The sequence below is a fragment of the Psychrobacter sp. APC 3281 genome, from assembly GCF_030407815.1.
Taxonomy (GTDB): Bacteria; Pseudomonadota; Gammaproteobacteria; order Pseudomonadales; family Moraxellaceae; genus Psychrobacter.
The window spans coordinates 12,702-26,586 of sequence record NZ_JASDCS010000007.1 but is presented as its reverse complement, the minus strand read 5'-3'; the positions used below and the strand labels follow the sequence as shown (position 1 = coordinate 26,586).

12 protein-coding genes are annotated in these 13,885 nt (G+C 45.7%); all 12 read right to left on the bottom strand.

Features of this window, described 5'->3' with window-relative positions; translation table 11 throughout:
* Positions 1 to 218 precede the first annotated feature (218 nt).
* The 12 genes from QL886_RS07060 to QL886_RS07005 all read right to left on the bottom strand — a co-directional run bounded on the left by QL886_RS07060 (position 219) and on the right by QL886_RS07005 (position 13,884).
* On the bottom strand, positions 219 to 2,861 hold the full coding sequence (locus QL886_RS07060) for an FtsX-like permease family protein (protein ID WP_290178146.1): 2,643 nt from the start codon (positions 2,859 to 2,861) through the stop codon (positions 219 to 221).
* A 19-nt stretch (positions 2,862 to 2,880) separates the two neighbouring features.
* A complete protein-coding gene (locus tag QL886_RS07055) occupies positions 2,881 to 3,600 on the bottom strand; it encodes an ABC transporter ATP-binding protein (RefSeq protein ID WP_290178145.1) in 720 nt (239 codons plus the stop codon).
* A 12-nt stretch (positions 3,601 to 3,612) separates the two neighbouring features.
* Positions 3,613 to 4,467 (bottom strand): arylesterase, encoded by an 855-nt coding sequence (locus QL886_RS07050; protein WP_290178144.1) that lies wholly within the window; start codon positions 4,465 to 4,467, stop codon positions 3,613 to 3,615.
* A gap of 311 nt (positions 4,468 to 4,778) precedes the next feature.
* Positions 4,779 to 6,011 carry an MFS transporter gene (locus tag QL886_RS07045; protein WP_290178143.1) on the bottom strand — a complete coding sequence of 411 codons (1,233 nt, stop codon included), beginning with the start codon at positions 6,009 to 6,011 and terminating at the stop codon, positions 4,779 to 4,781.
* A 395-nt stretch (positions 6,012 to 6,406) separates the two neighbouring features.
* Positions 6,407 to 6,652 (bottom strand): (Na+)-NQR maturation NqrM, encoded by a 246-nt coding sequence (gene nqrM, locus QL886_RS07040; protein WP_057762175.1) that lies wholly within the window; start codon positions 6,650 to 6,652, stop codon positions 6,407 to 6,409.
* A gap of 200 nt (positions 6,653 to 6,852) precedes the next feature.
* Positions 6,853 to 8,028, bottom strand: coding sequence for an FAD:protein FMN transferase (locus QL886_RS07035; protein WP_290178142.1), 1,176 nt, complete (start codon positions 8,026 to 8,028; stop codon positions 6,853 to 6,855).
* Between the two features lie 123 nt (positions 8,029 to 8,151).
* Entirely contained in the window at positions 8,152 to 8,952 is an 801-nt protein-coding gene (locus QL886_RS07030) for an SDR family NAD(P)-dependent oxidoreductase (protein ID WP_290178141.1), read from the bottom strand.
* 175 nt (positions 8,953 to 9,127) lie between these two features.
* Positions 9,128 to 10,363, bottom strand: coding sequence for an NADH:ubiquinone reductase (Na(+)-transporting) subunit F (nqrF, locus tag QL886_RS07025; RefSeq protein WP_102078341.1), 1,236 nt, complete (start codon positions 10,361 to 10,363; stop codon positions 9,128 to 9,130).
* A 121-nt stretch (positions 10,364 to 10,484) separates the two neighbouring features.
* On the bottom strand, positions 10,485 to 11,093 hold the full coding sequence (nqrE, locus tag QL886_RS07020; RefSeq protein ID WP_011281361.1) for an NADH:ubiquinone reductase (Na(+)-transporting) subunit E: 609 nt from the start codon (positions 11,091 to 11,093) through the stop codon (positions 10,485 to 10,487).
* Positions 11,093 to 11,764 carry an NADH:ubiquinone reductase (Na(+)-transporting) subunit D gene (locus tag QL886_RS07015; RefSeq protein ID WP_057762168.1) on the bottom strand — a complete coding sequence of 224 codons (672 nt, stop codon included), beginning with the start codon at positions 11,762 to 11,764 and terminating at the stop codon, positions 11,093 to 11,095. The genes nqrE and QL886_RS07015 overlap by 1 nt, the downstream gene beginning before the upstream one ends.
* A gap of 1 nt (position 11,765) precedes the next feature.
* Positions 11,766 to 12,668, bottom strand: coding sequence for a Na(+)-translocating NADH-quinone reductase subunit C (locus QL886_RS07010; RefSeq protein WP_057762167.1), 903 nt, complete (start codon positions 12,666 to 12,668; stop codon positions 11,766 to 11,768).
* The gene (locus tag QL886_RS07005; RefSeq protein ID WP_057762164.1) at positions 12,649 to 13,884 is read right to left on the bottom strand and encodes an NADH:ubiquinone reductase (Na(+)-transporting) subunit B; all 1,236 of its coding nucleotides are present in this window, start codon (positions 13,882 to 13,884) and stop codon (positions 12,649 to 12,651) included. Before QL886_RS07005 ends, QL886_RS07010 begins: the two co-directional genes overlap by 20 nt.
* Position 13,885 lies beyond the last annotated feature (1 nt).

The window sequence follows — 13,885 nt, the reverse complement described above, 5'->3', positions numbered from 1 at the left end:
CAGAAGTTGAAAAGTAAAGGGGCTGTTCGATAAAAAATAAAGTTTATAAAAGTGACAATCATACAACTTGAGCCAAAAATCAATAGAGACGAGGTTTAGCTTCAATAGGAAATGTCTTCTCAATGACCTAGCTACCAATGCATTCAAACTGAAAGAAAATAGCGATCAAAAAACCCCTATTAAGGGGTTTTTCTATGGAAAACTAAAATTGAATACCCCTAAATCATCGCCCTGACCCGTGCCATAATCCCGCGCCCAATCACCAACCTCACATAAATAATAGCAATAGCAAACAGCAACACGACTAACGCCGCACCGCCAATCGCCAAGCTCGTCCACGGCACACTAAACTGTAGATTAAACCACTGAGTGATGGCAGCCCATGCGCCAACGCTGGCGATGACAACGGCAAAGGTCGCCGCGCTAATACCGAGCACACCCAACTCTAATATATTGAGCATATACAGGTCACGCTTTTGCATACCGAGCAGTCTAAATGACGCACTATCCTTCATACGATCTTGCGAAGTAGACAGTAGCGAGCTGATCAGCACCATGACCCCAGTGAGTAGAGCAAGCAAGGTGAACACATAGACCAAGCGGCTCATTTGTACCACTAGCTCTTGAATTTGCTTCGCAATGGCAGTGCCATCGATCGTAGTGACAGCAGGGAACTCGCGTACCAGTTTGCCTTGTAGTTCTGGAATGGCATCTTCTGATACGTGGGCAGTAGCAAACTGAATCTGCGGGGCAGCGGACAGCACGGACGGCTCAAACAAGAAGTAGAAATACGGGCTTGGGCCACGTTCATAGCGCGTGCGAATACTGGTAATTTGCCCGATGATTTCAATCCCTTGAATGTTAAAGCGTACCTGATCGCCCATACCGACATTGAGCATACCTGCGGCAGTGTCTAAGATAGACAAGGGTTTGATTTGCTCATTTGTCGCATCGATAGGCGTATACAGCGCATCATCCGTGAGTGAGTCAACGATGTATTCAGTATCCATGACCGTATCTGCGTAGCTCAAATTAAAGACACGCGTGGGATCATCAAACCCATCAGCAGGCTCGATATCTTTTGCCGCCACATCATTAGCCGTCTCTACACGCGCACGAATGACGGGATAATAAGTGACGGGCGCCTCAATGATGGTATCAATATCGTCATGTTGATCGCTCTGCACATCAAGCAAGAATAAGTTAGGCGCGTCTTCAGGATAGGCATTGATAAACTGCGCATTGATACTGTGATTGAGGGTAGTAATGAGTGTTAGCACCGCCACCGATAGCGATAAGGTGACAAAGAACAACGCTGATTGGTTGCCTTTACGTGCAAGGTTATGGATGGCGATACGCTGCATCCAACTGACCTTGGCATTGCTCGCTAACTTATTAAGCAGCCACAACCATCCACGTGCCAATAACCAAAATATCGCCACAAAGCCAATCAAGCCGCCCAATAACTGCGCCCCTAATGACAGTGAGCCAACTTCATAAGCAAAGAAAGCATACAACCCTGCCAGCACGATGCCATACCACAGTAATGGCGTGCGTCGATACCACGGCAGGTTTTGCGACTGCGTGCTTGCTCCTTGATTGAGTAGGGTAGCGGGTTTAGTCGTGTTAAGTGCGCTTAGACCACGCTGCGCAATCAGTAGCGTCAGGGCTAAGGCAATCACAATGGTTTTGAACGCACTGATTGGATTGATGGCTAGACCAACGTCGGCGGGCAAGATAGCCACCAGATACGGCTGACCGATTTTGAGTAAGCCCAGACTAAGGGCAACCGCTGCGATACAAGCAATGGCAGTCGTGATGATAAGCAGCTGATAGTAGCTACATTTGAGTGAGCTAAGTGGCTCGCCGAGCGCCAATCGAATGGCATTATTGGACTGCTGCTTACTGACAAACGCACTAATGACGCCGTACATAGCAACCGCAGATAGTAGCAACACCGCGATGACCAACAGTTTTAAGAACATCAGCACATTGTCAGAGATACGCGAGACCGAAGTATCTGCGGACTCTGCGTCAGAGAGCTCGATATCAGGATAATTGGTCAGGATATCTGTAAGCTGCTCACGCTGCGTGGTTATCAGCTCTGGATCGCCTGCCATCTCGATACGATAGTTTATGCGGCTACGTTGACCCAATAGGTTGGTTGACGGAAGTGCATCTTGTTTCATCAACACACGCCCACCGAAACCAAAGGTGGTCAGCGGACGGTCAGGCTCTTTAGTCAGTACATCACTGATCGTGAACTGCGCATCGCCAATGGTAATACGGTCGCCGACATCGGCCTGTAGACTACTGAGAACTTCTGGTGCGACGATCACACTGTCAGATGTTAGCTGATCCCACAGCGGCTGCCCCGAGGCAAGCTCCGCTGTGCCGTATAAGGGATACGACGGCGAGACGGCTTTGACGCTGGCAAGCAAGGTTTGCTCATCATTGACCAGCATGGCGCTAAACTGATAGTCATATACCGTCTGTGTATTAGGGATAGTTTCTACCTGTGACAATACTTCGCTTGGCCAGTCTTGCTTACTGTTTAGGATTAGATCCCCACCAACGAGCGCGCGCTGATTGTCATTGATGTAGCTATCGACAGACTGCTGCACAGAGTCGAGGGTCAGATAGGTTGCAAGCGACAAGGTCAACGTCAGTAGGAACAACACGGGATATACCCAACGCTGCCACCAGCTACGGCTGAGTGCTTGTGAGCCTAGAGTTTGAAAACCTAGGGTACGGGTAAATAGTTGACTAAGGATGCCGCTAGGATAACTGGACTCTTGATGCATACTGGTATCAGTATTTTTTGTATCAGTCGATTTATTGTCTGTGGGCTTACTATTCATTAAGATACAATCCAGTTATTCATGTAGGTACAATACGGCCGTCATGCATGGTGATGACGCGATCTGCCATCTCGGCAAGCGCAGGGTCATGAGTCACGACCACCAGTGCCGAGCCAACCTGTTGGCGTAAGTCCAATAGCAGCTGCATGACTTGATCGGCGTTTTGCTCATCTAAGTTGCCCGTTGGCTCATCCGCAAACACAATCTTTGGGTGCGATACCAGTGCTCGTGCTACTGCTGTACGCTGCTGCTCACCACCTGACAACTGATTGGGTAAGCTGTTACGTCTATGATCTAAGTCCACCGCATCTATCAACTCGTCTACGCGTGCTGGGTTTGAACGTCTGGCAATATCAAGTGGAAAAGCAATATTTTCAGCGACGGTCAGTGTGGGCAGTAGATGAAACGACTGAAAAACAAAGCCCATATCCTGCTGACGAATGACGGCTAGCGCATCTTCATCAAGACTACTGAGCATCTGACCTGCTAGCGATACCGTACCACTATCGGGATAGTCTAATGCTGCGAGTAACCCTAACAAAGTAGATTTACCCGATCCTGATTTACCCATGATGACTACAAACTCGCCAGCGTTGACATAAATATCCACATCTTTGATGATGGACAGCTTTTGCTCACCGACTTGCACGGTTTTATTTAATTTTGAAGCGGTCAGTAGAGCTTGTGTCTTAGCGTCTGCGGGTAGCGTTACTGTGGCAGTCGAAGATGATGATGTCATTACAGTATCTCTTTAAGTAGTCTCGTTTGTCTTATTTTTTGTCGTATTGTCTTGAGCAGTTGCAGCTGTTTTATCTGTACCGGTTGTTTTTAGCTCTTCTAGTTCATTTAATTTTGGCTCTAGAATAGGCAAGATATTGTTGTTAACGATAATCTCGTAGCCTTCTTTAGTCGGATGAATCGCATCTGCTTGGTTAAGCTCTCGGTCACCGCCGACACCCTCTAAGAAAAACGGAATAAGCGTCAGATTCATGTCTTTCGCAACACGAGGATAAATGTCTGAGAATGCCGCAACGTATTCACTTCCTAGATTGTCATAGATCGACATACCGCCCAAGATGACGACACTACCATTGTCTTGCAGGTGCTTAACCGCAGTACGAATATTGGCTTCAATGGTTGCCACATCGATACCACGTATGGCATCGTTAGCACCAATAGTCAATATGGTGATGTCGGGTTTGGTTTGTGACACCCAGTCCAATCGATTGACCAACCCCGTACTGGTTTCACCGCTTAGACCTGAGTTGATAACTTTGGCGTTAGCATAGCCCATCTCTTGCAGACGATCTTCTAACTGAGCAGGATAGTTGTCGTCTTTGTCCACTCCCAGACCTTCTGTCAGTGAGTCACCAAGCGCTAGAATAGTAAGTGATGAGGATTTGACCTGTTGATCAGTTGAGGCTGCGGTTTCAGTGGCTACTGGAGCAGTGCTGGCTTGACTGTTAGTCGCTTCGGTACTGGTACTCTGCGTGTCAGTAGCAGATGTCGTTTCAGCATCTTTTTGACAGCCACTGATAGCCATTACAGCTGCGAGCATGGCAATAGCAGGCAAGCGCTGAGCAAAACGAGAGGGAAATTTCATCATGGGTGTTATGTCCTATATGCAATCAAACCAGGGTCTAGTCAAATCCTATCTAAACCAGATACAGTATCAGTCGGATAAATCGTCAGGCGCGCTCAGTCTACTATTGGTAGTACTTTCACACGCCGTCTTTTTATCCAGCTTACATTGAGTATCCAGCTTATATTAAGTATCTAAGTTATATTGAATTGACTATAGCAAAATAAGACAGTGACCTATATTGCCCTAAGGTTAATTTAAGGCTGCTTTATTGCGCGTTAGCAATCATAGCCTTGTAGACCACAAAAACTGATAGAAATGAAAGCTGATAGCAATCAAATATATTTGCCATCGACCATCACTGGACGACTAACAAGCCAAGCAATCACGACGTTGACAATCATCAGTATCAGCATAATAAAAAGTGGCATACTCCAACTACCAGTCATTTCATGCAACCAACCTGTACCCAATGGTCCAAAAAACGCAATGACATAACCAACTGCTTGAGCCATACCAGACAGCTCACTTGCCTGATTGGTCGTATAAGTACGCATAGAGAACAGCATCATGCTCAAGGTAAAAATTGCCGAACAGCCCATGCCCATCATGCCTGACCATAGCCATGCCAAGTCAGTCGATAAATAACTGACGCCCAATATACCAATGACATTTAGCACAGCGGCGAACACTGCTAGCGCTTGAATAGGGCGGCCGCGATTGACCAGCCAAGTTAGGCTTAAGATAGAAACCGGTGCCATAAACTGAAATACAGAACCCATTTGTCCAGCACTGACGGCAGATAACCCTTTACTGACCCAAATCGACGGTAAAAAACTGGCAACGGTATAAAATAATAATGACTGTAATCCCATAAAAATAGCAATCTGCCACGCAAAGGTCGTGCGCCACATAGAGATATCAGAAGAACCTAACGCCGCAGGGATGATCGCTTGATGGTTAGATGAACCCAACCGTACACGTAAGAACAACCAGATAACAAAGGCAAAAACACCTAGTATTGTCCAACCGCCTAATGCCCACTGCCAACCAACTTGCTCCGATAACGGTAGCACCACGCCTGCGACGATACCTGCTGCTGTGGTCATCGTCAGACTAAACAGACCAGTAATCAGCGGAATATGTTGCGGGGTACGCTGTTTAATAACAGGTGCTGCCAAAGTATTAGCAAAGCCGATGGCAAGGGTAAGCAATAAAGTACCAGTTAAAAACCCACTCCATGTCGGGATGGCAGTACGGATAATCATCCCTACCGTTAACAGCCCAATCATGGCAATCAGTGTGTTTTCTAGCCCGAATCGCTTGCCAATCGTTGGGGAAATCAGCGCACCAACGGCAAAGCTCAGCATAGGTACTGCTCCTAGCCAGCCTATCTGAAACTCAGAGATATCAAGCGCGTCTTTTACCACTGGGGCGATAGAACCTAGCGCGACGATAGGCGCACGCATATTGGTGGCTAGCAGAATCATGGCACACAGAACCAACCAAAAGGTAAAGCGTGAAGAGGGCAGGCTAGATGAAGCAGATAGATTGGGCGAGGTAGACATAGCAGCACAACGATGACAGCGAAAAAGAACACGTTATTAAACAGCGCCAAGACATTGCCGCTTATAAAATAACACCAGAAAGCATTTACCCAGACACGTACCTAGACGGTAAGCGATATCGTAGATCAGACTGAAAAATATATGTAGCGCGTAAGACATACATTCGCTGAACTGACTTTACTAAATGGGCAGGCAGGTTGGTCGAAATGTATGTGTGGTTACTTCGAGTTACGGCTTTAGAACAGTGATAATAAGAGATGGCGATAATAATGAATCTTAAATAAGCAGTCTTATCGCACAATAAAAATAGCGCCAAGTCACTTTTGAATGACTTGACGCTATTATAAGAACATATGTTAGGTAAATACTACCAGCGTATGGTAACCAATAGGCTATTAAACCGATTTACCCAATTGAGCAGCTCTTAATGCATTCTCTTGTTGTTCGGCGATTAGTGAATCGCACTTATTGGGATCATTACCACAAAACGAGCAATTTTCGTCGCCCATCAATTTAGCAACACCGCCACAAGATCCTCTAAGCGGCTTTTTTTTGACCATATAACCGACGCCCATAAAAATGAAGAATAGGACAAATACGGTGAAAGTAATGGCAAGCATAGGAAGCAGTTGGCTAAGCATAGAGGAAACCTCATTTTAAAAAATAGGGTAGTTATTAGTAGTGTTGTCTAAGTTCATGACAGCTAAGCACCGTTAATAACAACTGTATAATAGTATAACAAATTTTAGTGCGGCTCGTTGTGCGTTAACGTATTCTCTTGTTTCACATCTATCACTTACCAGTGGCCTTTAGAGTGTGCCATCTAGAGTTTGAAGTATGTTTAGAGCTTTTTATCAGCACGTAATGCTTTCATCGCTGGTGTCTGTACCACTTGCCAATCGTCAATGTTATCATCAGTAGCTTCGTCAGCAGCTTCGTTGAACATATCGTCAGAACTCTTTGCTTTTACATCGTCAGCTAGTACCACGAACATGGCCGCCAGATTTTGTGTTTTAGCGACATCTAGTGCCTTGTGATAAGGCATCGCGGTAAGGGCAGTTGCCCAAGCATCCGCCAATGCAACCGAATCAGCTGCGACAGTAACTGAAGGTGCACCGCCTGCAATAGGGTTGCCCGTTGTCGGATCGATAGTATGGCTATAGCGTTTGCCATCGAATATGACAGAGTTGCGATAGTTACCAGAGGTCGCTAGATGCATTTGGCTAGCCGTGTTTTTCGGTTGACGAATAGCAGATATGGTTTGACGTTCGCTGACAGTGCTGCCTTCGATAGGAGCATCAATCGCAATTTGCCATGGCTGCTGCTGGTTATTCACACCAGAGGTGGCAATTTCACCACCGATCTCAACCATATAATTACGAATTTGATAATCATCTCTCAGCACATCAGCGATGACATCGACGCCATAACCTTTGGCAACGGCAGAGAAGTCTAAACCAACGCCGTCTTTGGTCTTATAGATGGTGTCATCTTTCTTTATGATACTCTCAAAATCGACCAATGCTTTGGCTTGCGCAATCTCAACGGCGGTCGGTGGACTTTGTAGGCGCTCGACCGTCATGGTGCTCCCAAAGCCCCACGTGTTTACGAGTGGCATAACGGTAGGGTCAAAAGCACCGCCTGATTGCTGATAGACAATTTGTGATACATCGAGCACACGACTAAAATCCGCATCGATAGTGATAGGTTTGTCTTTGCCCAAACGATTGAATGTAGATATCGTTGAGTCGTTTTGATAAGTAGACATGCTATCGTTAATTTGTTTTAGGCGCTCGTCTACCGCAGCTTGTATGGCAGCTTCGTCCGCATCATCAGGCAACTGATAGCTAATATGATAGCTCGTCCCCATCGTCTCACCGATCAGATAATTATAGTCTGGGGTTTGTTGGCAAGCGCTGAGTCCTAAAGTACTAGCAAGGCTGACGACGCCTACTAAGGTAAGGTGCAGAGATTTCTTGGAAGATAAGCTGGATATAGTGGATATAGTGTTTTTCATAATATTTTCGGTATGGCGTAGAAATGAGTAGGGTGTAAAACAAGCCACGCTTATTTTACACCCCTTGAACCCAAAAATACTAATGTAGGCACCATTCAGCGACAATTCGTTCGGTTGAGTAGCTTACTTCACTTGTGACTCACGTATGAGTTTATAGAGTTTTGGCGGAGAGACGCGGTTGACCCGTGTGGCCAGTTTTTCTTTACGACCAGCGACGATAATATATTCCTCTCCCTTGGTGAGCGCCTTCACGACTTGTTTGGCAAACTCAGTCGCAGTTAGACCATTATTGGTTGCCTCATCCATCGTACCTTGTGCGCTACCATCGCCAGTCAACGCATTGATAGATATATTGGTCTGAATAAACCCGGGGAATATCGTGGCTACTTCGATCCCTTGGTCATGTAGCTCTGCACGCAAGCTGTTTGCCCACATATGCAGCGCTGCTTTGGCTGCCCCATAAGCGCCTCGATATTGTGTACCCAATAGGCCGGCCACACTCGAGACCATCACGACTTTGCCGCCGCCTTGTGCGATCATATCAGGCAACGCAAGTCTGGTAAGACGCGTCTGAGCAAAGTAATCTATTTCCATGATTTGGCGTTCAACTTCTTCAGCCGTGTCCATGATGAGCGAACGCTGACTGATACCAGCGTTATTGATGAGCCAGTCGATTTTCCCCGCCTGAGCTTTAGCAGTAGCATAAGCTTCTTTGGCTTGATTGGCATCGCTAATATCAAAGGGAACAACAATATGCTTGTTAGCACGTTTGCAGCTGTTTTTGACCACCTCTAACTTATCGATGTCACGTCCACTTAGAATAATCCTAGCTCCGCGTTTGGCGAAGGCAACGGCTAATGCTTGTCCAATACCACTAGAAGCACCTGTAATCCAAATGGTCAAATCTTTGTATTTCGTTTTCATAAGAGTCCTTTCTCAATGTTTAGATAGTTCATAATATAGGATAATAAGGCTACTCTACTAGCTAGATTTGTAGCCTACAAAGCCACGACTATGTGTAAAAATCGCACAAAAAAAGAGCCTCAATTGAGACCCTTTTTTTATTCTTACATTTCTGCTGTCAGGTTAATTATCTAACTTAACCACCGAAATCATCAAGCATGATATTTTCGTCTTCCACGCCCATGCTGTGTAGCATGTCGATTACGGCAGCGTTCATCATCGGTGGCCCACACATGTAGTATTCACAGTCTTCTGGGTTTGGATGATCTTTCAGATAGTTTTCGAGCAATACGTTATGGATAAAGCCTGTTGGACCTTCCCAGTTATCTTCTGGTAATGGGTCAGACAGTGCAACATGCCACTCAAAGTTATCGAATTCTTCTTCTAGCTGATCATAGTCTTCAACGTAGAACATCTCACGAATAGAACGAGCACCATACCAGAAGCTAATCTTACGATCAGTGTTCAGGCGTTTGAGCTGATCAAAGATATGCGAGCGCATTGGGGCCATACCAGCACCACCACCAACAAAGATCATTTCAGCTTCGGTCTTCTTGGCAAAGAACTCACCATAAGGACCTGAAACCGTCACTTTGTCACCAGGTACTAAGCTAAATACCCATGAAGACATTTTGCCTGGTGGAATACCGTCAGGACCACGTGGCGGTGGACTTGCGATACGGATGTTAAATTTGATGAGGCCTTTCTCTTCAGGATAGTTGGCCATTGAGTAAGCACGGATGACAGGCTCATCAACTTTTGAGACATAGTTGAAAATACCGAATTTTTCCCAATCTTCTCTATACTCTTCATCAACCACAAAGTCTTTGTAATGCACTTCATGCGGTGGCGCTTCCAACTGTACATAACCACCAGCGCGGAAGTTTACTTCTTCGCCTTCTGGAATTTTTAGTACCAGCTCTTTAATGAAAGTGGCAACGTTATCGTTAGAGATAACTTCACATTCCCATTTCTGTACATCAAAGAACTCAGGGTCAATCTCAATTTTCATGTCTTGCTTAACAGCTACCTGACAAGCCAAGCGCATGTGATTGCGGATTTCACCTTGAGTAAAATAGCCTTCTTCGGTGGGCAAAATAGAACCACCACCTTCAATAACGCGGCAACGACACTGCGCACAAGTACCACCACCACCACAAGCTGAAGATAAAAATATACCTTCGCCCGCTAGCGTTTGTAGTAGTTTGCCGCCAGCTGGTGTCACCACATCATTATCGGGATTATCATTAATATGGATAGTGACATCGCCTGAACTGACCAGTCTTGAGCGCGCCGCCAAAATAATAGCGACAAGGCCCATGATGATCAAGGTAAACATAGCAACGCCACCAATCGCCGTAGCGTAATCCATGGTAGGTATCCTTAATCTATGGGGTAGGGGTAGGGGGCATAATCTATGCTGTACCCAAACCTCTACCGAATAAATGAATTAAATAAGTCAAATAGCTAATGAAAGCTTTGAGCTTAGCGGTTTAGATGGACATACCACCGAACGACATAAAGCCGAGCGACATAAGACCAACCGTGATAAAAGTAATACCAAGACCACGCAGCGGTGCTGGAATATCTGAGTATTTTAGCTTTTCACGGATACCCGCCAATGCTGTAATAGCAAGTGCCCAACCGAAGCCTGCACCCACACCATAGACAACAGATTCACCAAAGTTATAGTCACGCTCAACCATAAACAGTACACCACCTAAGATGGCACAGTTTACGGTGATTAGTGGTAAGAATACCCCAAGCGCGTTATATAGACTCGGTACAAACTTGTCCAAGAACATCTCTAGGATCTGTACGGTGGCTGCAATCAAACCGATATAACTTAGCAATCCTAAGAAGCTCAAGTCGATATCAGGGAAACCTGCCCATGCCAGCGCACCATCTTTTAGGATGAACTGGAATAGTAAATTGTTTAGTGGAACGGTAATTGCCATTACGACAACGACCGCAACACCTAGACCAATCGCTGTAGAGACTTTTTTGGATACGGCCAAAAAAGTACACATGCCTAAGAAGTAGGCAAGCGCCATGTTCTCAATAAAGACTGAGGTTATAAATAAACTAACATAATGTCCCATTAGTGACCGCCTCCATGTGCCATGCCTTTAGACTGCGGCTTCATTACAAACTCAGCTTCTTCGACTTGTTCTGGTTTCCAGATACGGACAACAGCGATAAACAAACCAATGATAAAGAACGCTGATGGTGGTAACAGTAATAGACCGTTTGGTATGTACCAACCGCCATCAGTGACTGGTTGTAGAATCGTAATACCGAACCAAGTACCAGCACCCAATAGCTCACGGATAGTTGCAACGAATAGTAATACTGCTGAGTAACCAAGACCGTTACCAATACCATCTAAAAAGCTTGGGATTGGTGGGTTGCTCATAGCAAATGCTTCGGCACGGCCCATAACGATACAGTTTGTGATAATTAGACCAACGAAAACTGACAAACCTTTACTGACGTCATAAGCCACTGCTTTTAGTACCTGATCAACCAAGATAACCAACGAAGCAATAATCGTCATCTGTACGATGATACGAATGCTTGATGGAATCTGTTTACGGATAATCGAGATAAAAAAGCTTGAAAATGCCGTTACCAAGGTCAATGCCACACACATGACCATAGCGTTAGCCATGCTGGTGGTGACAGCCAATGCCGAACAGATACCAAGGATCTGTAGGGCAATCGGGTTATTATCAAAGATAGGCGTGGTTAAAATGCTTTTAGTGTCAGCCATGTTATGCCTCCTTGCCGTTTGCTACTGGTAGCTTGGCTGCCAATTCGGTTTTAGGTTGAGCTGCCGGCTTTGATTGATTTGCTTGCGTGTCTGCACCTTCAACCGTTTGGCCGCTCTTTTCGCGTAGCGTATCTAGATAAGGCTTATAACCTTGCTCGCCTAACCAAAACTGAATCATGTTGCTAACGCCGCGGCTAGTCAATGTTGCACCGCTAATGCCATCAACCCAGTTCTCTTTTGGGTTACCAGCTTTGGTGACACCAGTGGCAACGTTACCATTCTCGTCATAAGACTCGATACCGCTCCACTTTGCACGCCATTCTGGCTCTTCGATACGAGCGCCAAGACCTGGGGTTTCTTTATGCTCATAGAAACTGATACCTTTGATGGTATTCATATCACTTTCGAGCGTTAAGAAACCATAGATAGTGCCCCATAGACCGTAGCCCTGAATTGGCAATACAACCGTTTCTGGCTGACCTGCGTCATCATTTTTGACATAGACTTTGGCATATTTTGGCTTACGACCAATACCAGCAGGATCGTTGTCACCCAAGTCTTCACTTAGAGCTTGGTTTTTTGTCGCTTGACTGGCGTCATAAGCATTACGATCAGGGATGCCAGCAGTTTTTAGCGCATCGTCATCGAGATAAGTACCTTCGTTTAGATCAATGATTTTTACTTCAAAATCTTTAAAACGTTCGGCGACATCATCTGCTGTATCAGACTCAGCGTCATACATATCAGCCGCAACTAAGATGTTTTTGTTGCGGTCTAAACGAGCATTTTCAACTTGCGCAGGCTTTAGACCAACAGCCACTGCTGAGACCAACACTGAACACACCAAGCATAGCGTCAAAGCCACACTGATGGTTTTCGCGTTATTACTTTTGGGCTTGGACATAGCGAACCCTCCGAGCGGTTTGGCGTTTGATATTTGCTTGAGTCACAAAGTAATCAAACAATGGAGCAAATAAGTTGGCGAATAGAATGGCCAGCATGATGCCTTCTGGGAAAGCAGGGTTAATGACGCGAATCAATACGGTCATAAAACCAATCAAGATACCGTAAGCCCAGCGGCCTTTGTTTGTATGCGCAGCTGATACTGGATCGGTTGCCATAAATACAGCACCGAAAGCAAAGCCACCGATAACTAAGTGCCAGTAGAACGGTAAGCTCATCATCATGTTGTCTTCAGAACCAATCATGTTGAACACAAGAGACGTAGCAATTAGACCGACCACACAACCTGCCATAATGCGCCAAGAAGCAATACGCGTCCATAGCAACACTGCCGCACCCATTAGGATAGCTAGCGTCGATACTTCACCGATACTACCTTGCATATTACCTAAGAATGCATCACTCCACGTGATGGCATTACCATAGACGTCGACGAAGTCCTGAGGAACCACACCAAGGGCTGCAAGGCCAAGAGGGGTTGCACCTGAGAAACCATCTACTGCTGTCCATACTGAGTCACCAGACATATAGGCTGGATAAGCAAAGTATAGGAATGCACGACCTGATAGGGCAGGGTTCAGGAAGTTTTTACCAGTACCACCGAACACTTCTTTTGCGACGACTACACCAAAGATAATACCTAGGGCAACTTGCCATAAAGGAATATCAGGTGGTAGACATAATGCAAATAGAACTGAAGTCACAAAGAAACCTTCGTTAACTTCGTGTCCACGGACGACAGCAAAGATAATCTCACAGAGAATACCTACCGCAAACGTCACGATATAAATAGGCAAAAACTGCATCGCACCATAGACGAAGCTTGCCCAGATACTGTCAGGGTTATAGCCTGCCATGCTAGTGATCACAGTACGCCAGCCTTCAGGCTGCAAGCCAAGCTGAGCGATAGCGGTTAGTGCTTGATGACCAATATTGTACATACCCCAAAACATCGCTGGGAAGGTACATAGCCATACGGTAATCATAATACGCTTTAGGTCAATCCCGTCACGTACATGCGATGATGCATAAGTGGTTGAGCTTGGTTGACGTAAGAACGTATCAAACATCTCAAAAATAGCGTAGTACTTTTCGTGTTTGCCGCCTTTGGTGAAAGATGGCTCCATACGATCGAACATATTGTGTAAAAATTTCATC